Source organism: Armatimonadota bacterium (assembly GCA_022563855.1).
Taxonomy (GTDB): Bacteria; Armatimonadota; Fimbriimonadia; order Fimbriimonadales; family Fimbriimonadaceae; genus JADFMN01.
This window is the reverse complement of the sequence record JADFMN010000010.1, coordinates 101,904-118,673: the sequence shown is the minus strand read 5'-3', so window position 1 is coordinate 118,673 and position 16,770 is coordinate 101,904. Positions and strand designations below refer to the sequence as shown.

At 56.5% G+C, this 16,770-nt stretch carries 28 protein-coding genes and 1 pseudogene; 7 read left to right on the top strand and 22 right to left on the bottom strand.

Annotated features, from left to right (window positions below):
* Window positions 1-232: 232 nt before the first annotated feature.
* From IH944_12400 to rplC, 18 genes and pseudogenes are all read right to left on the bottom strand, one after another.
* Window positions 233-825 (bottom strand): annotated as a pseudogene (locus IH944_12400) (30S ribosomal protein S5).
* Between the two features lie 2 nt (window positions 826-827).
* Window positions 828-1,214: a 50S ribosomal protein L18 gene (locus tag IH944_12395; protein MCH7905348.1), complete on the bottom strand. Its 387-nt coding sequence runs from the start codon at window positions 1,212-1,214 to the stop codon at window positions 828-830.
* 10 nt (window positions 1,215-1,224) lie between these two features.
* On the bottom strand, window positions 1,225-1,767 hold the full coding sequence (gene rplF, locus IH944_12390) for a 50S ribosomal protein L6 (GenBank protein MCH7905347.1): 543 nt from the start codon (window positions 1,765-1,767) through the stop codon (window positions 1,225-1,227).
* A 12-nt stretch (window positions 1,768-1,779) separates the two neighbouring features.
* Window positions 1,780-2,175 carry a 30S ribosomal protein S8 gene (gene rpsH / locus IH944_12385; protein ID MCH7905346.1) on the bottom strand — a complete coding sequence of 132 codons (396 nt, stop codon included), beginning with the start codon at window positions 2,173-2,175 and terminating at the stop codon, window positions 1,780-1,782.
* Window position 2,176: 1 nt separating this feature from the next.
* The gene (locus IH944_12380) at window positions 2,177-2,362 is read right to left on the bottom strand and encodes a type Z 30S ribosomal protein S14 (GenBank protein ID MCH7905345.1); all 186 of its coding nucleotides are present in this window, start codon (window positions 2,360-2,362) and stop codon (window positions 2,177-2,179) included.
* Between the two features lie 81 nt (window positions 2,363-2,443).
* On the bottom strand, window positions 2,444-3,004 hold the full coding sequence (gene rplE, locus IH944_12375; GenBank protein MCH7905344.1) for a 50S ribosomal protein L5: 561 nt from the start codon (window positions 3,002-3,004) through the stop codon (window positions 2,444-2,446).
* A 9-nt stretch (window positions 3,005-3,013) separates the two neighbouring features.
* A complete protein-coding gene (locus IH944_12370) occupies window positions 3,014-3,325 on the bottom strand; it encodes a 50S ribosomal protein L24 (GenBank protein MCH7905343.1) in 312 nt (103 codons plus the stop codon).
* 1 nt (window position 3,326) lies between these two features.
* Window positions 3,327-3,692 (bottom strand): 50S ribosomal protein L14, encoded by a 366-nt coding sequence (rplN, locus tag IH944_12365; protein MCH7905342.1) that lies wholly within the window; start codon window positions 3,690-3,692, stop codon window positions 3,327-3,329.
* A complete protein-coding gene (gene rpsQ / locus IH944_12360; GenBank protein MCH7905341.1) occupies window positions 3,689-4,021 on the bottom strand; it encodes a 30S ribosomal protein S17 in 333 nt (110 codons plus the stop codon). The genes rplN and rpsQ overlap by 4 nt, the downstream gene beginning before the upstream one ends.
* 12 nt (window positions 4,022-4,033) lie before the next feature.
* The gene (rpmC, locus tag IH944_12355) at window positions 4,034-4,228 is read right to left on the bottom strand and encodes a 50S ribosomal protein L29 (protein MCH7905340.1); all 195 of its coding nucleotides are present in this window, start codon (window positions 4,226-4,228) and stop codon (window positions 4,034-4,036) included.
* Window positions 4,225-4,644, bottom strand: a complete 420-nt coding sequence (gene rplP, locus IH944_12350; protein MCH7905339.1) for a 50S ribosomal protein L16 — start codon at window positions 4,642-4,644, stop codon at window positions 4,225-4,227. The genes rpmC and rplP overlap by 4 nt, the downstream gene beginning before the upstream one ends.
* A 12-nt stretch (window positions 4,645-4,656) precedes the next feature.
* The gene (rpsC, locus tag IH944_12345; protein MCH7905338.1) at window positions 4,657-5,358 is read right to left on the bottom strand and encodes a 30S ribosomal protein S3; all 702 of its coding nucleotides are present in this window, start codon (window positions 5,356-5,358) and stop codon (window positions 4,657-4,659) included.
* A gap of 18 nt (window positions 5,359-5,376) precedes the next feature.
* Window positions 5,377-5,889 carry a 50S ribosomal protein L22 gene (gene rplV, locus IH944_12340; GenBank protein MCH7905337.1) on the bottom strand — a complete coding sequence of 171 codons (513 nt, stop codon included), beginning with the start codon at window positions 5,887-5,889 and terminating at the stop codon, window positions 5,377-5,379.
* A gap of 23 nt (window positions 5,890-5,912) precedes the next feature.
* Entirely contained in the window at window positions 5,913-6,212 is a 300-nt protein-coding gene (rpsS, locus tag IH944_12335) for a 30S ribosomal protein S19 (protein MCH7905336.1), read from the bottom strand.
* 2 nt (window positions 6,213-6,214) lie between these two features.
* Window positions 6,215-7,054: a 50S ribosomal protein L2 gene (gene rplB / locus IH944_12330; protein ID MCH7905335.1), complete on the bottom strand. Its 840-nt coding sequence runs from the start codon at window positions 7,052-7,054 to the stop codon at window positions 6,215-6,217.
* A 2-nt stretch (window positions 7,055-7,056) separates the two neighbouring features.
* Window positions 7,057-7,440: a 50S ribosomal protein L23 gene (gene rplW, locus IH944_12325; protein ID MCH7905334.1), complete on the bottom strand. Its 384-nt coding sequence runs from the start codon at window positions 7,438-7,440 to the stop codon at window positions 7,057-7,059.
* A 15-nt stretch (window positions 7,441-7,455) separates the two neighbouring features.
* Entirely contained in the window at window positions 7,456-8,253 is a 798-nt protein-coding gene (gene rplD, locus IH944_12320) for a 50S ribosomal protein L4 (GenBank protein ID MCH7905333.1), read from the bottom strand.
* Entirely contained in the window at window positions 8,250-8,507 is a 258-nt protein-coding gene (rplC, locus tag IH944_12315; protein MCH7905332.1) for a 50S ribosomal protein L3, read from the bottom strand. Before rplC ends, rplD begins: the two co-directional genes overlap by 4 nt.
* Here rplC and IH944_12310 point away from each other — a divergent pair.
* The 4 genes from IH944_12310 to IH944_12295 all read left to right on the top strand — a co-directional run bounded on the left by IH944_12310 (window position 8,493) and on the right by IH944_12295 (window position 10,663).
* A complete protein-coding gene (locus IH944_12310) occupies window positions 8,493-9,062 on the top strand; it encodes an aminotransferase class I/II-fold pyridoxal phosphate-dependent enzyme (GenBank protein MCH7905331.1) in 570 nt (189 codons plus the stop codon). The two genes, rplC and IH944_12310, sit on opposite strands and share 15 nt — an antisense overlap.
* Window positions 9,059-9,622: a hypothetical protein gene (locus tag IH944_12305; protein ID MCH7905330.1), complete on the top strand. Its 564-nt coding sequence runs from the start codon at window positions 9,059-9,061 to the stop codon at window positions 9,620-9,622. Before IH944_12310 ends, IH944_12305 begins: the two co-directional genes overlap by 4 nt.
* A 150-nt stretch (window positions 9,623-9,772) precedes the next feature.
* A complete protein-coding gene (locus tag IH944_12300; protein ID MCH7905329.1) occupies window positions 9,773-9,934 on the top strand; it encodes a hypothetical protein in 162 nt (53 codons plus the stop codon).
* Between the two features lie 222 nt (window positions 9,935-10,156).
* A complete protein-coding gene (locus IH944_12295) occupies window positions 10,157-10,663 on the top strand; it encodes a hypothetical protein (GenBank protein MCH7905328.1) in 507 nt (168 codons plus the stop codon).
* Between the two features lie 264 nt (window positions 10,664-10,927).
* On the opposite strand, the gene IH944_12290 is transcribed toward IH944_12295, so the two are convergent.
* Together IH944_12290 and IH944_12285 are read right to left on the bottom strand one after the other, a co-directional pair.
* Window positions 10,928-11,179 carry a TlpA family protein disulfide reductase gene (locus IH944_12290; GenBank protein MCH7905327.1) on the bottom strand — a complete coding sequence of 84 codons (252 nt, stop codon included), beginning with the start codon at window positions 11,177-11,179 and terminating at the stop codon, window positions 10,928-10,930.
* Window positions 11,180-11,215: 36 nt separating this feature from the next.
* Window positions 11,216-11,494 (bottom strand): hypothetical protein, encoded by a 279-nt coding sequence (locus IH944_12285; GenBank protein MCH7905326.1) that lies wholly within the window; start codon window positions 11,492-11,494, stop codon window positions 11,216-11,218.
* A gap of 538 nt (window positions 11,495-12,032) precedes the next feature.
* Here IH944_12285 and IH944_12280 point away from each other — a divergent pair.
* Window positions 12,033-12,914: an HDOD domain-containing protein gene (locus IH944_12280; GenBank protein ID MCH7905325.1), complete on the top strand. Its 882-nt coding sequence runs from the start codon at window positions 12,033-12,035 to the stop codon at window positions 12,912-12,914.
* A gap of 308 nt (window positions 12,915-13,222) precedes the next feature.
* Here the strand turns inward: IH944_12280 and IH944_12275 are convergent, their stop codons facing one another.
* Window positions 13,223-13,510, bottom strand: coding sequence for a GIY-YIG nuclease family protein (locus IH944_12275; GenBank protein MCH7905324.1), 288 nt, complete (start codon window positions 13,508-13,510; stop codon window positions 13,223-13,225).
* Between the two features lie 216 nt (window positions 13,511-13,726).
* Between IH944_12275 and IH944_12270 the strand changes: the two genes are divergently transcribed.
* Entirely contained in the window at window positions 13,727-14,425 is a 699-nt protein-coding gene (locus IH944_12270) for a trypsin-like peptidase domain-containing protein (GenBank protein MCH7905323.1), read from the top strand.
* A 277-nt stretch (window positions 14,426-14,702) separates the two neighbouring features.
* Window positions 14,703-15,455, top strand: coding sequence for a hypothetical protein (locus IH944_12265; protein ID MCH7905322.1), 753 nt, complete (start codon window positions 14,703-14,705; stop codon window positions 15,453-15,455).
* A gap of 566 nt (window positions 15,456-16,021) precedes the next feature.
* Here IH944_12265 and IH944_12260 read toward each other — a convergent pair.
* Window positions 16,022-16,729: a hypothetical protein gene (locus IH944_12260; GenBank protein ID MCH7905321.1), complete on the bottom strand. Its 708-nt coding sequence runs from the start codon at window positions 16,727-16,729 to the stop codon at window positions 16,022-16,024.
* Between the last annotated feature and the right edge of the window lie 41 nt (window positions 16,730-16,770).

The following is a 16,770-nucleotide window of genomic DNA, read 5'->3' as shown; positions in this document are numbered from 1 at the left end:
TCGCGCAAGTTCACGATAGTCGGCACTTGCCGTTTCGGAGCAGAAACCGACGACTCACCACGGAGCTTCGGGGTCCTCTTGATGAAATCGCGGATGGCGGGGCGTATCCTCGTTCCGTGCTTCTTCTGCCCTTTCACGCCGCGACCAGAGAACGCCCCGCGTTTGCCGCCGCGTCCAACACGCCGTGCGCGGCGTGGAGAGTGTTTCGGTTGTATGGTGTGCATCTGCATAGTTACGTCTTCGCCTCACTCTTCGTATCTTTCTCGGCTAGCTTTTTGCGCGCTTCAGCCACCTTCATACGTTCTGCAAGTTTCTTGAGGCCAGCGATCGTCGCACGCGCGTTGACGAGATCATTCGTCGAACGCGAAAGGATTTTCGCGGAAATATCGGTAATCCCGGCAAGGTCGCAAATGGTACGGATAACACCGCCGGCAACGACACCGTGCCCAGGACGCGCCGGGCGCATGAGGATTCTCGCGGTACCTTTTTTCACCAATATTTCGCGCGGGATAGTACCGTCACGACGAGGTACCGTGAAGCGCGCCGTATGTGCCCGCCGTGTCGCCTTTTCCACTGCACTACGGATGTCGCGGGATTTCGCTACCCCGATACCCACGACACCTTTATGATTACCCACAGCGACGAGCACACGAAAACGAAACGGCGTCCGCCTGCAACCATGCGTGCAACGCGATTAATATCGATCGTCTTACTCTCGAACTCTGACTGGCTCGTCGTCACTCTAGGAGGGGGTCTCCTTCCGCGTTGTGGAGGGCGCGAGCGGCGCGGGGGTGAGGTCGATTTTGGCGGCGTGGATGTCGGCATATCTATCTCGTCGGTAAGAATTTGAGTCCGAGTTTACGTGCGCTCTCAGCAAGTGCCTTCACTCTTCCATGGTATGCGAAGCCCCCCCGGTCGAACACGGCCTCGCTGATCCCTGCCTTTTTCGCGCGCTCTGCAACAAGGACTCCAACGGCCGCTGCTTTCGCCATCTGCTTACTCACGCCTTTCGCTACCGTCACGCGCTTCAACTCCTGATCAGAAGCCGCTGCGAGCGTCTGTTGTGCCGCATCGTCGATAAGTTGGGCGACGATATGCTTGCTTGAACGGAACACTGCGAGGCGAGGACGCTCACTCGTGCCGGAAACGCGTGCACGAACACGCCGGTGGCGGCGCAGACGACCCTGTTGACGTTGTGCTGACTTGGAACGCATATACAAAACGCTACGCGGTGGTGGCCGCCCTCTTTCCGGCCTTACGTCGGACCACCTCATCCTCCCAACGGATACCCTTGCCTTTATAGGGCTCGGGTTTTCGGAAAGCGCGAATGGTTGCTGCGGTATTGCCAACAAGCTGCTTGTCGATACCGGAGACGGAAATGGTATTCTTCTCGACCGCGAACGTAATCCCTTCCGGCGCCTCAACGCGCACCGGATGCGAGAACCCCAACAAGAGTATCAACGTCTCGCCCTCGAGATTCGCACGGTAACCGATACCCTCGATGATAAGACGTCGGATGAAGCCTTGAGTGACGCCCTCAACCGCGTTCGCCAGCAACGAACGCGTCAGTCCCCAGAGCGCACGCGTACGCTTTGTTTCCCTCGTCGGCGAGAGCGTTAACGAGCCATCGTTCTCCTGTACCGTAATCTCTGCGGGCAGAGGAACTGTAATCTTCCCCAGCGAACCCTCAACAACCACCTCATCCTCCCTTATCGTCGCTTTCACGCCTTCGGGCAGCGTAATCGGTTGTCGACCAATCCTACTCATGTTTCATGGTCGTTACCATACCTCACAGACTATCTCGCCTCCGACATTGCGCTTTCGCGCTTCACGATTCGTGAAAAGGCCCTGCGGGGTTGAAAGCACCAAGATACCATACCCCGATTTCACGGGCCGCAAATCCTTCGCGGATGCATAAATACGCTTGCCGGGACGCGAGACGCGGCGGAGATTCTCGATTGCTGGCTTACCGTCGATGTAGCGCAAATACACCACGAGTACCTTGCGGGGACCGCGTCCACGATGCTCAACGCGCTCAATAAAAGCCTCTTTTGCAAGAACCGTAGCGATTCTCTCAAGCATCTTCGCATAAGGAGTGCGGACTTCGAGCTTTCCCACAGCACTCGCGTTGCGTAGACGGGTGAGGAAATCGGCGATGGGGTCGGTTGGCGGCATGCTACCAAGACGCTTTACGAAAACCCGGAATCTCTCCTTTACGGACCAGCTCACGAAAACAAATACGGCAGAGGTCGAAATCGCCCATGTACCCGCGACGCCGACCACACCGGAAGCACCGACGCACGATACGCGTCGAGAATTTAGGTTTCTTTTGCGATTTAACGATTTGTGACTTCTTCGCCATACTTCGTAACCCACAACCTACGACTTACAACCTACGACAGCGTAACGACAAATGAAATGAGCCATAGACGAAAACTTGTTGTTAGTTGTCAGTCGTTTGTCGTTGGTCACCTTGAAGCGGAAATCCCATGAGCCGAAAAAGCGTCTCGGCTTCTTCGCGGTTCTGCGCAGTCGTCACAATCGTGATTTCAAAGCCAAAACTGATTCCCGTAGGATCCTCGTCCGTTTCTGGAAAAATCGTCTGCTCGGAAATACCGATGGTAAGATTACCGCCCTCATCGATGGATCGAAGCGGGATGCCGCGGAAATCACGCATGCGCGGCAAGGTGAGGCGGATAAGGCGTGTGAGGAAATCGTCCGCTGCTTTTCCGCGCAGCGTCACCATGAGCCCCGCAGGCATGCCCTCGCGCAACTTGAAGGAAGCCACGGACTTGCGCGCCGGGCGCACGACTGGTTGCTGTCCCGTGATACGTGCAAGATCCTTCACTAAGGGCTCGAGTACCTTCTTCCCGCCGGCAACGGCACGCTTCCCCACGCCGGTATTGACGACGACGCGATCAATACGCGGTAACGCGAAAGGGTTCGTGCGCCCAAGACTCTTTAAGAGCCCGTCGCGTAGTTTTTGGCCACTCATTATTTCCATATCCCAATACTACGAAACAGACGCTCCACACTTCTTACAGACGCGCTGCTTGCGGCCACCTTCGATGTGCATACCAACGCGCGTCGGCTTGTTGCATGTCGCACACAGAAGCTTCACGTTCGAGATATCAACCATACCGGGAATAGTCACACGCTGCCCCTTCTCTCCTGCGCGTCGAGGTCGCCGGTGCCGCGTCTGGAGTGCGATGCCCTCCACCATAATACGTCCTTTGGTCGGTGACACACGCAAAACCTTCCCGGTCTTCCCACGGTCCTTGCCAGTAATGACATAAATGGTATCTCCCTTTTTGATCTTGAGCATACTACAGCACTTCCGGTGCAAGCGAAACGATCTTACGAAATCCTCGCTCGCGCAGCTCGCGCGCTACGGGTCCGAAGATGCGTCCCCCTCGCGGCTCATGGCCGTCGACAATGACTGCCGCATTCTCATCAAAACGAATGGAGGAGCCGTCGCTTCTCCGGTACGGCCGTCTCTGCCGAACGATGACTGCACGCACCACCTGTCCCTTCTTCACGCTCTTGCGAGGCTCGGCAAGCTTGACGGATGCCACAATGAGGTCACCGAGCTGTGCGTAACGGCGTCCTGTACTGCCAAGAACAGTGATGCACTGAATGCGCTTGGCACCACTATTATCGGCAACTTTGAGTATAGATTGAGGCTGGATCATACACGAGAAGTCTCCTCTATTACCTCGTCCTGCTCTCCTGGCGTCACTGCTCGCTCAAGTACGTCGACCACCTTCCAGCGTTTCCGCCGCGAGCGTGGCCGCGTCTCCTCGATAAGCACGGTGTCACCCAGATGTGCACGGCCTTGCGCGTCATGCACGAGGAACTTCCGTGAACGCCGCATCACCCGCCCCACGCGTGGATGTCGGAAAAGCCGTTCCACCTGAACCGTCACCGTCTTCTCCATTGCTGAGCGCACCACGACGCCGCGCACGCGCCTGCGGTGCTTCGCTTCTTTATTCGCTTCTTTAAGAGATGTCTCCTCGGGCATACCTGGAATACTCTACGCAGATTGCTTCCGTTCCGCAAGGGCTGTGAGAATGCGCGCGATCGTGCGCCTCAACTCCTGAACAATACGGATATTCTTCACGCGCCCCGCAGCCAGCTCGAAACGCGCTTGCCGAAGCTGTTCGCGCGTTTCGGCAAGATCGCGTACGAGTTCTGCATCCTTCTTCGTTCGGATTTCCTGTGCTTTCATGATTTTCCCTCGCGCTTCACAAACAAGGTCTTGAGAGGAAGTTTGTGGCCGGCAAGGCGGAAAGTTTCACGTGCGATCTCCTCGGGAATCCCATCCACCTCGAAGAGGACGCGCCCCGGCTTCACGGGTGCGACGTAGTGGTCGACGGCGCCCTTCCCTCCACCCATCGGCACCTCATTGCCCTTTCGGGTAACGGGATGGTCTGGAAAAATTCGGATCCACATTTTCCCGCGTTTGCGCACGGCGCGCACAATCACACGCCTCGAGGCTTCAAGCTGCCGCGAGGTGATGCGCGCGCCCTCTACTGCTTTCAAGCCGTAATTACCGAACGCGAGTGTCGTGCCACGGCCGGAACGTACCGCGCGCGCGCGGACTTTGTGCCACTTCCGATGCTTCATTTTCTTTGGGAAAAGCATAGATATAAACCCTTACGGTCGCTCATGAATTTGCTCACCTTGGCGTTTTTTCTTCTTTTCCTCGAATACCTCCCCCTTGTACAACCACACTTTTACTCCTATCACGCCCCACGTAGTGTACGCTTCATCTTGCACGTAATCGATATCGGCACGAATCGTCTGCAACGGCACTTTTCCGCCTTTGACCCATTCGCGCCGCGACATCTCCATGCCACCGAGGCGTCCGCTAATCTGAATCTTGGCCCCCTCGACGCCCTTAGCGACGAGCGCTCGCTCCAAGGTACGGTTGATTATACGGCGGAACGGTAGGCGTCGTTCGAGTTGCTCGGCAATCGACTGCGCGAGGACGGCGGCATGCGCGTCGGGGTTTCGCACGTCCTGTACCTCGATACGGATCTCTTCCTCCATCGGCTCTCCGCGGATCTCGGAGAGCTTCTCGCGTACCGCCTTACGTAGTTCTTCAATGCCACCTCCTCCTCTCCCGATAAGAATACCGGGGCGGGCAGTATAGATCGTCAACTCAAGTTTTCCTCCACTCAAACGTTCTATGTTCACCTCGGTGACATACGCACGGCGTACTTTCTTGCGCAACCACTGCAAAAGCAGAACATCTTCACGAAGATACTGTTTGAATAAACGCGTCGAGAACCAACGCGAGGACCACCCGCGGTTCACGCCGAGCCGAAATGCAATTGGATGAACCTTATTGCCCATAATCGTTCTGCCTACAATTTACACTGATTTCCTGCGGAAGATACGACGACCGATCTTCGGCGTCCGTAGGCGTGCCTTTTTCTTCTCCTCGCCCTTTTTCGTCGGCCGCAGCCCACGATCTCGATCACGCGTACCCTCTTCTCCGACTTCCTCTTGCGGTACTGACGTCGCGGCTTTTACCTCTACCTTCTGCTTCCGTTCCGTATCCGGCATGCGTAAAGCGATGAAGACATGGCTCGTCCGTCGCCCAATGGGATGCACCATTCCTCGAGAACGCGGGCGAAAGCGCTTCAACGTCGGTCCTTGATCGACACGACACGAAAGCACGTGCATCTGCTCGGGTGCGACGTCGGTGAGCGAGCGGGCGTTAGCGACCGCGGACTGCAGAAGCTTCTTGAGTGGCTTCGCGGCGAGTTCACTTCGCGCGCTGAGCTCAGCTTCCGCACGTCCCACAGGAAGCCCCGGGAGGAGCCTTGCCACTCGGCGAACTTTTCGGGGACTCATATTTAGATAACGCAGTTTCGCAGTCACTTGCATAAGCAAACCAGAGAGTTCTACGTGCTCTTCGCTCGCGTCTTCTCCTCGACCTGTTTCTGGAGCTTCCCACCGTGCCGGACGAACTTCCGCGTCGGCGAAAACTCCCCAAGCCGGAAACCAACCATATCCTCAGTGATGAAAACGGGGATATGCTCCTTTCCGTTGTGGACACCGATAGTAAAACCAACCATCTCGGGTGCGATCATGGACGCACGCGACCACGTCTTGATGACGGTCTGATCACCGCGCTTGAGCGCACGAACCTTCTTGAGAAGCTTCTCGTCAGTGAATGGTCCTTTCTTCAGTGAACGTCCCATATCTACCTGCGTTTCTTCTTACGACGCTGGATAATAAGCCGATTCGACGACTTTTTCTTATGACGCGTCTTCACGCCGAGTGCGTGCTTCCCCCACGGGGTCTTTGGATATTTCAACCCGATGCCCGCCCTGCCCTCGCCCCCGCCATGCGGATGGTCCACGGGGTTCATCGCAGATCCGCGAACATGGGGACGGCGCCCCATCCAACGGGCACGACCCGCTTTACCGATCGTCACCGAAGACCACTCTGCATTCGACACCAACCCGATGGAAGCGAAGGCATCCTCGGGGATACGCCTCACTTCGCTGGAAGGCAGTCGGATGTGCGCATACCCGCCTTCATGTGTGAGGATCCGCGCAGAGGAACCTGCTGAGCGTACGGTCTTTCCCCCTTTACCGGGAAAGAGCTCGATGTTGTGGATCTCGATTCCCACAGGAATGTGCTTCAGCATAAGTCGGTTACCGGACTGAAGCGGCGTCTTCTCATCAACAAGCACCGGGTCGCCAACACTGAGATCCTCCGTTGCGAGGATGTAGCGCCGGTCGCCATCCCGGTAACGAATGAGGGCCAAAAATGCCGTGCGGTTGGGATCATATTCGATAGCTTCCACAACGCCCGGCACCCCGAGCTTCCGCTGTCCGAACTCCACCTCACGCAGAAGCCTTCGGTGACCGCCGCCTCGAAATCGCGCGGTGGTACGGCCCGTGTTGTTTCGCCCTCCGCTGCGGCGCTTCCCGCGCGTCAGACTTTTCTCGGGTCGCTTCTTCGTGATAGTCGAGAAGTCGGGAACAGACATCCCGCGCCTTCCTGGGCTCGTTGGCCGATGAAGTTTCATGATAATTTTTACTTCGGCAACACGTCGATACTCTTCCCCTCCGGAAGGGTAATCATCGCCTTCTTGTAGCCAGACACCCAACCTTCGCTTCTCCCCAAACGCCTTCGCTTTCGCGGAATACGCACTGTCGAAACGCGCGTAGGTCGAATCCCGTAAACCTCAAAAATCGCCTGCTTGATCTCGGGTTTCGTCGCGCTCTGCCGCACTTGGAACACGTACTGGTTGAGTGAGGAGAGACGTCCTGCCTTCTCAGTGACATGCGGGCGCAGGAGAACACGATAGGCGATCGCCTCGCCCCGCCCGACACGACTTCGCCTCTTGCGGGAATCTGTTTTAGGGACTTCGTCCTGCTTGGACTGATCGCTTTTCTTCGTTCTGGGAAAAATCGCCATAATGCAGATCCTAATTCATCTCGCCTTTACTTGTCCGCCTTTCCGGCCAGGGGACGGAGAGCTTTTAGCTTTGGACTTCTCTACCTGCCGCGCCTTTGTCGCCACCCGCCTGGTCCGCTTCACCACGCTCGTTCTTGTCTTTTCCGGCTTCTCCCTGCGAACACGCATGCGGTCCTCAAAGAAAGGAATGGCGTCTTTGGAGAAAACGAGATAACGAGAAGAGAGCACATCGATCACGTTAAGATCCTTCGCTGGGCGTTCACGCAGGCCGGGGAGGTTGCGCGAGGCACGCGTCAACTTCTCGTCACGTCGGGCGGTCGCCACAAGTATCGTCGGCTTTCGCTTCGCAGTATCTACACCGAACACACCTGTCGAGATACTCTTGACCACTTCTGCCATGTATTTCGTCTTCGCCTCGGCGAGTTCGATTTTTTCAAGAACGGCGATCTCTCCCTCTCGCGCCTTCGCCGAAAGCGCGATTGCCAACGCCTTACGACGCATCGCCTGCGGTAGACTGCGCGCGAAATGCTGATCGTTTCTTGGACCGAACGTCACTCCGCCACCACGCCACAGAGGTGAACGGATCGAGCCGTGACGCGCACGGCCGGTTCCTTTCTGTCTCCACGGCTTGCGTCCTCCTCCACGTACTTCACTGCGATCTTTCGCATGGGCAAGGGTACGTCGCCTGCGCGAAGTGGCAACACGCACCGCCTGATGGAGAAGGTCAGCATTCATCGGAACGTCGAAAATCTCGTCGGGGAGATCGACGGTGCCTTTTGCTTTTCCTGTTTGCGTGTACAACTTCACTTTCATATCTCACGGATTTCCAAAAGTGTCCCGCGTGCGCCCGGTACCGCACCTTTCAGAGTCAAAAGATGTTTATCGGGATCAACGTGTACCACCTCAAGATTCCCTACGGTCACGTTCTTATAACCCATGCGACCGGCCATGCGCGTTCCCTTAAAAACACGTTGTGGCCAGGCAGACCCGATGGAACCGCCCTGCCGGAGCGCATGTTTCGTCCCGTGCGACGCCGGAGCACCATGGAAACCGTGCCGCTTCACCACGCCGGCGAAACCTTTGCCCTTGGTGGTTCCGACGACATCGACGACACCAACATCTTCGTCATTGGCGCGGCGACCAAAGGCCTACAGGTGCCCGGGATGCGCATCGGATGGGCGGTCGCGTCGAAGAAACACATTGAGATTTTCCGCAACTATTCGTCGTTCGGCATGGGCGGCGTGTCGCGGGCGTCGCAGATATACGTGACGAGACTGCTGCAGCGCGAGAGGGTGACTCAAGCCCGTCGCGCAATTTGCAAATTCTATGGCGAGCAGAGAAAACGGTACGGCGACGGGCTCGCGGACTTAGGTTTCGAGCTTCATACAGGAACCGGCGGCTTCTATCATTGGGGCAAGTTGCCGATGGGCCTGACGGGCGACGAGTTTAACGATCGCCTGTTCGAGCATGATGCGGGGATCTTGCCGGGACGTCTCTGCGATATGGCGCGAACGGACTCCGCGCCCAGCAGTCTGGATCACTTCGTCCGCTTCTCGTTCGGCCCGCTCAGCGCAGATTCCTATGACGACGATATGCGAATACTGCGCGAGGCGCTTGGGTGAGAAGCGAGGCTGCGCCCACCGCGGAGACCAAAGGAGAAGACCTCTGCTTTAGCTGGCGTTTTCTGAACAGTGAAGAGGAGAGTGTCGCTCAGGGAGGGTACGGGGTATCAGGCTATGCGTTGACTTGGTTTGTTGCATGGTTTGCTCTTGGCACCTGGCTACTGCCGTTCCTTCTGCGCGATATCGCACTGTTAATAACAACCGTACCGGCGACGATCATGGCTCTCTACTTTGGCCACAGAGACCTACCCCACTGGTACTACAAGAAGAAGTTGGGTTTTACGGGCCAGCGGATCAGGATCGCGGAAACAGGCGCATACTTGGAAGACGTGTTCGGTGCTCACGACGAGAAGTCGATTGTCTTGTTGGCGCTGGAACCGCTTGAGTTTTGGGACTGGCGGCGCGACAAGGACTGCGTGACTCTCACTCACAAGGGTAAGAGGCAAACCGAGCTGCACATCCACGACAGATACCTACGCGAAGACGGTGCGAAGGACAAGCTGTTGTCATGGATAGCTGAGCAAGGAATATCGGAAGCGGACAATCCGGTCCGCGATTGAGGGATGCCGTCGTGCCAAGCTCGTGCCCAGTTCCCTCCCCCTTGGGGGAGGGTTAGGGAGGGGGTGCTGTGCGGGACACGCATTCGCACAACAGTGCCACCCGTTAGCCTGGTCACCCGTCGCCGCCCCAGCCTAGTGTAGAATCGTCCCATGCGAATCATCGCCGTACTTGTCCTTGTCGGCGTGTTGCTGACACTCCTTGGAGGCTGTAGCGCCGAAGTCAGTGAAGATGAGGCCGAGTCCGATCAGCTAGATATCGAGGTGGGGAGAACGGACCGCGCGAACGGGATCACGACAGGGGAACCGGAATAGCAGCGAGGACGGGCTAGCCGGGTGCGCTCGCCAGCCGCCGGTCGCGTCCTGAGGCTTTGTCGCACTCTTGCGGACGAAAGCCGAAGCCTCCGGACGTGGCGGTACCCACTCGGTGCCGTGTGCCTGGCCCGTCTGGAGGAATGGAGGTTTCACTCTTCGGTCTTGGGTCAGTTTGAACGTACACAACCGGGCCAGGCGTGCACTTGATATACTCACCGTGTTGTGAAGAAGCGCAAAGCCTGGTGGATAGCTGGGGCGGTCGGATTCTTCGCCCTGTTATACGGCACTATCTCATTAATTGGGGCGAATACTCCCGATGCTCGGCTGGCAGCGACGCTCGAAGAGGTGTTCGAGGAGTACGGATTCGACCAGTTCGAACCCCGATGGGGGTCAAGCACGGTGCTATCGGAACGAATTGTTGCGTATAGGTCGCCTTTACTCTATGACAGGGAGATTGATGAGATTGCGGCTCGAATTCGGGACGAGTTTGGGTCGAGCATAGAGTGGCCAAGTATCGGGGAGTCAAGCCAAGACATCTACAAAGACGGGAGCCGGGTTCACTATTTTTACCTGGACAGCAGCCACTTTGAGGTCCGTGCAGTGGCTGTCGCTCAGGAATATGGGCATTATATTGAGCTAAGTGATCCAGGGCCGTGGTCAGTAATCATTGTGTGGCGGAATCGGCCACCGAGCCCTCTGGATCGGATAAGACGCGTCTGGCCCTGGTGAGATCGAATCGTCTATTATCGGCAAGAGAGGGTAGGGGAGCATCCCCCATAGCATAGAAAGCTCAAACTGACCCATTACACGCTCTTCGATAGCAGCTGAAGGTCAGGTAGTGCGCGTGGTGCTCTTCGTCGTGGCTCTCCCTTCGCTTGCGCTGCGTTGGCTGTTGGGTCTGCTGTGGCGGTTGCAACTGCCCTCACCCACCGCCGTTCGGCACACGCATCCGAACAACAGTGCCACCCGCCCGATCCCGGGCTAGAAGACGCTTTACTCGTTCAGTAGTTCCTGCACAACCCCCTCGAGATCGACGGGGTCGATGTCGCGGAGGACGCCCTTCTTGTCGATCACATAGACCGTCGGGTAGCCCAATAATCCGTAGGCTTTTTGCGAAGCCCCGTCGACGTCGTTCGTGATCGGGAACTCGATCGGAATCTCATCGACTGCTTTGACCGCTTCGTCCCAATCGTCGCAGTGGATTCCAATGAAGACCAAACCTTGGTCTTTATAGGCCTGGTACAGCGTGTTGTGCGCTGGTACCGAGGCCCGGCATGGGCCTCACCAGTAGGCCCAAAAATCGAGCACGACGACCTGTCCGAGATAGTCGTCGAGGTTCGGGACTGCTCCGTCGATGTTGGTGGAGTTCGCGACAGTGATCGACGGGGCTTTGGCGCCGATAGCAGGTGCGCCGTCGCCCATCGACATCTCGGGTGAGCTGGTCGCCACATTTTCCTGTGGTGAACTGATGGTCGGCTCCCGTGCCTGGGCACTGTCCTTGTTGCATGCGACCAACGCAAACGCGACGGCCACGCCTAAAGCGATGACATAAGACCTCATACCAATATTGTATCGGTTCCTGGCAGCATTGGATCAGATTCTCTCCTCAAATGTTCCTTTCGGACTCAGGACGGGGTAGCCGGGTGCGCTCGCCAACCGCAGGTCAGGCAGCGCGTGATGCCCTTCGTCGTGGCTCTCCCTTCGCTTGCGCTGCGTTGGCTGTTCGGTCTGCTGTGGCGGTTGCAACTGCCCTCACCCACTGCTGCTCGGCACACGCATCCGAACAACAGTGCCACGCCTCGCCGGTTTGCGCTCGCGTCGATAGCACTTGGCGAGCCCCTGACCGTTCCCTAGCTGATGTCCACAGGGCAGACTCAACTTGATTCTGGTGAGCTCGTCAGAGACCAAGCACCCAGCTGTCAAGAGCATCTATGAAATGCGTATGAAACGCACAGATATTCTTATGTTCCCCACGCGATTCTAGCTTCAAAACACAAGACAGGCGCAACAAACTGGAAAGGTCGGCCTATTGTTTGATACAGAATCTGGCACGACATAGAACAGGTGGATCAAAGAGGATGCTTATGGGGAGTCCGAAATGAAGAATCATCTTCGACTAGACGGTGCTAGCTTGGAGCAAATGAGGCTGCTCATTAAGCGCGGATCGCCTCACTTCTTGGGCGCAGAACATGCGTTGAAGATCATGGGGCTGATACGGTCCGACGCTTCCGCACAAGCAATCGAGAACGAGGCAAATCGAATGCCGACTCTTGCAGCAAGCCTCGTCAAGCTCGCCTCATCGGCTATGTTTGGCGCCATAGAAATCAAAAGCGTCAGGTTTGCGATAGAACTGCTCGGTTTCGACGAGCTTTACCGGATCATGATGACTCTGGCGATGTCAAGTCTGAGCGCGAATACATCTACGCGCGGCATTTTCGACGAGGAGGTGTTTAGGCGTCGCTCAGTGACGACGGCATTCATCTGTGATCATTTGGCAAGGCAAAACAATCGACCGGCACCTGAAAAGTACTATCTTGCCGGACTGTTTCAGGACATCGGGTACCTGTTCCTTGCTATTCACCAGCCCATTTCCTTGATGCACGTGCGTTCGGGCGTGGAGAGGACGCCGGATTGTTCGCTGATCGAGGTCGAAGAGCACTGCATGGGGTTCAACCACGCAGAGCTGTCTGCAGTGGTGGCCGAAGAATTCCAGCTCCCGAACGACACTGTCCTTGCGATTAGGCACCATCACTCGCCGCTGGACTGTCCGGACGAGGCGTGCACTTTCGCTGACATCGCCTGTGTGGCGTCGGCGGTCGCAGATTCGATGAATCTATTCGCGGTGCCCGGAATACAGAGTGACGAATTGGATGTTCTGGCCTGTGCTCGGCTCGGAATCGACCCTGCGGTTATGCCGAGTATCGGAGAGACTTCGTACGAGAAAGGCTCGGAAGTGTCTTCGTTGATGATGGCCGCCTAGCTACGGGCGACGCGGCGACTGCGCCGACAGCGTCGCAGAGCACGTACCCTGTGCCGTCCACCCCGTCGGAGATGGACGACAAGAAGAACGACTGATCCTCGCGCGGGGAGAGGGCTCCGAAGTTTAACTCTTCGATCGCAGCTAAAGGTCAGGCAGCGCGCGTGATGCTCTTGTCGTGGCTCCCCCTTCGCTCGCGCTGCGTTGGCTGTTGGCTCTGCTGTGGCGGTTGCAACTGCCCTCACCCACTGCTGCTCGGCACACGCATCCGAACAACAGCGCCACCCGCTAGCCTGGTCACCCGTCGCTGCCTACTTGTCCTGTTTGTTGTACTTTGGCTGTTGCTGCTTGATGATCCGCTTCTCTTGTTGCCTCGCCTCCGAGATAGACTTCTTCTGCTCGATCTGGACTTTCGTACCGGGCACGTAGTCCTTGCCGCCCTTGAGGTGGTCACCAACGCGCTCCTGCACGTTGCCCCTCTTCGCGATGCCGGTGTAGTTATTCTTGCCGCTGTCGGACTTGATCTTGTAGACTACTGGTTTGTCGTCAGGGAGTTTGTCGACCCCGGACTTGTTCATCCGTACTGTCTTTTTGGCCATGTAGACGAGTATACACTTAGTGGGCGAAGCGGTCCCGGGTCCAAGTTCAAGAACGAGTTGCCTCTTGTCTGCCTGGTAATCGCGACTCGCCCGGTCTGACACCCGTGCAGACCGGGAACGTGAACGGTATTTAGCAGCACGGTCTGCCCTGACGGGTCAGACCGTGGAGCACAATGTGAACGGGGCCAGCATCGATACCCAGAAACGAGCGCAGAAATGATCTTGAGACGAGACGATACATTTCGGGTAGTTCTCAATTTGAGAACACCGCAAAACGGCAAGGAAAAAATCGGCACGGGCATTTTCGTATCTAAGAACAGCACTGAGCCATACATCGTCACTGCAACACACGTTGCGAAATCATGCGGCGCAGATTCCAAAGTCGTACTAAGCGATCAAGCGGGGAAAAGCTTGGAATTGGCTCTCGTAGCGTTCAGCCCAAAGTTAGCCTGGCGCCATCATCCTGTTGCGGACATCTCCGTCCTGCCCCTTACCATGACCCCTGCAATTGAAGCTCATATGACAAAGCGCTTCTTTCCTCTTGATCACTTTCACTTACAAAAAACACCTGTTTCAAGAGACTTCGAGTTGACCTCCGTCGGTTTTCCACATGGGCTCGGTGCCCAAGGCCTGTTCAGCCCGCTAACTTACAGATCTTACGCGTCATCGGCACTTATCACGCTGTTGCGATCCGATACTCATACCCCATGCGAGTTCTTTTGCTTAGAGAACCCAAGTGTCGGCGGATACAGCGGATGCCCGATATTTGACTTAGCCTATATGGTCGTGGGAGGAATGACGTCGACGCGGGAAAAGACCTTGTGCGTTGGGATCATGCACGGCACGATTTCCGATGACACAGGTGGAAAACTGTCAGCAGTTACACCAGCCTATTATTTGGACGGTTTCATCTAGAACTAACAATCAACGCACCACATCCGTTAACGTGATTGAGTTCTGGTAGGTCTATCACGCTTCTCAGTACACGACCGCCGTGCCTTAGGTTCAAACGAACCTGTGGGTGGGGTTTGTGCGCCGTTCACAACGTGCCGGGAGTGAGCCCGGCCCGTCCTACGGCCTGGAACAACGGTGCCACCCGTTACCCTGGTCACCGGTCGCTTGCGGACTTCTTCTCTCTTGACGAAATGATACTGAACGGCACGTGGAATAGCAACGGCTAAACTCGAGGCAAGTGAAAAAGCTCTTCTACGTCAGCAGTACCGGCAACGCCCTGGTCACCCCACTAGTCGCTTTCGCCTCATACCTGGATGAAAAGCTTGGCGTGCAAGCACGTATCGACAGCGACCTGCAGGAGTGCGAGGCAGCGCATGTGCTGCTGAGAAGTTCATTGCAGATGTTTCTGAATTCCGCCAATCGCTACATTTCAATTGTGCAAGACAATGCGTGGCAAATAAAGGAATCTGATCTAATCCCAGAGGGCATTGACGAAATTTGGGCGGCTCGCGATGCGAAGTCCAAGCAGGCTGAAGCGGAGCTTGAAGTACTTGTATCTGGCGTGCTCAATCACTTCTACGTGTTCCAACAGCACTTGCTCGAATTCACAAGACAGCTTCAGACGCTGCATGGCGTCCTAGTGGTACAGACTATGGTGGGTAAGGACTGGGAGGAGAAAAAGTGGGAGAAACTACTACGGCGACATTTGGGAGAAATGTACGACCCTAAGCCGGACAGCTCAAGGCTTGCCAACTACCTTAAGATCATGGAATTGCGCAGACAGCGAGTCCACGAATTTCATTTATACGTGCACGCCATTGACGACGGCGAATGGAGCGTCTGCTTCACGCACAGTCGACAACCATGGAAAGACTATGCAGATCCAATACTGACAAATCGAGACCTCGAGAACGCCTGGAATGAACTAAATGACTTTTTGGCGTGGTATCTCCAAGTCTGCGAGAGCATTCTCGGGCCTCGAGAGGAGTGACTGATGGGTGGCCAAGCCGATCCTTTGACACCTGTGCCGAGAACTGAGGAAGCTGACGTTCCAAACATGCGAGCAACGTCTGATTAGGTTCAAATGAACCTGCGGGTGGGGTTCTCGGGAAACGTCGCCCGCTACGCTGTCGCCTGGTTGTCGTCTGCCTTCGGCGTCGCCGTGAAAAGGGAGGGACATGTCGTCCGCTACGCTGTCGCCTAGTTGTCGTCTGCCTTCGGCGTCGCCGTGAAGGACGGCCCAGGGGGAACGTCGGCCACTTCGTTGTCGCCTGATTGTCGTCTGCCTTCGGCGTCGCCGTGAAACAAGCTGGGTGCACGTCGCCCGCTTCGCTGTCGCCTAGTTGTCGGTTGCCTTTGGCGTCGTCTGGAATTGCACCCTTCTCTGTCGGTGAGCAGCGCGAGTTCAGCTTGCAAGGCATGGAGGACCACTTCCGCACCGGCGTTCTGTCTGCGGTCTCGTCCGCTGTGACCGTGCCTTAGTCTGTCCCCTGGGCGGCGCGCGTCGCCCCAGTTTCCGTTGTTGTCGTATGTCATCGTGACCGGACCGCTGTTCGGTTAATCTTCCGACCAGGGATAGGTGTACCGAAGCTGGCCACTCTTTATGTTATAAGTTAGCCAGGTATAGGCGTCAGGTGTCAACGGTAAGTGTGCAATTTCAACGTCTACCTCTCCGCTCCCCTCGCCGATACCGAAATACCGACACCGGAATTCGAGCTCCCGCAGTCGATTCGTTCTCATCCAAACTAGAAGCTTCTGGGCGATTAATGTATTCAATTTGAATTGATCGGAGGTTTCTACGTGGCTCGACAGAGACAGCTCATCGTGTTCGCCATCTGGCCCTCCTTTGAACACAACCGTCGCTAGCAGTTCGGTTGCCACCCGGCCTGGTCCGACTGCAGGCCCATCCGTCGGGCGCAAGATGCGAAGAACAGAATTCCCTGTCTCCGTATCTGCGGACAGCTCAACATTAAACGGCGTCTGGAACACGTCTGTCGCCGCCAGTCGATCGACTTGCCGGGCCAGTCGATCCTTGTCAACCCGAAACTGCTCCTCAGGATCAATTCCGATGCTCGTGGCGTTCGACGTATTCGTCTCTGTCAAACGCTCCTCACTTTGCCCCTTGGCCTTCACGTACTCCTCGCTGGCACGTTCTGCCCCACCTTCTCCATTAGAGGACATGGTCTCCGTGTAACTACACCCGAGCGAGAACATCAGGGGCGTGGCCGCTATTGCGATCAAGACCAGTCCATACAGCTTGTTCATCCGTCAATCCTCTCTTGTCTCGCCTCCGCGTCCGCAGAATC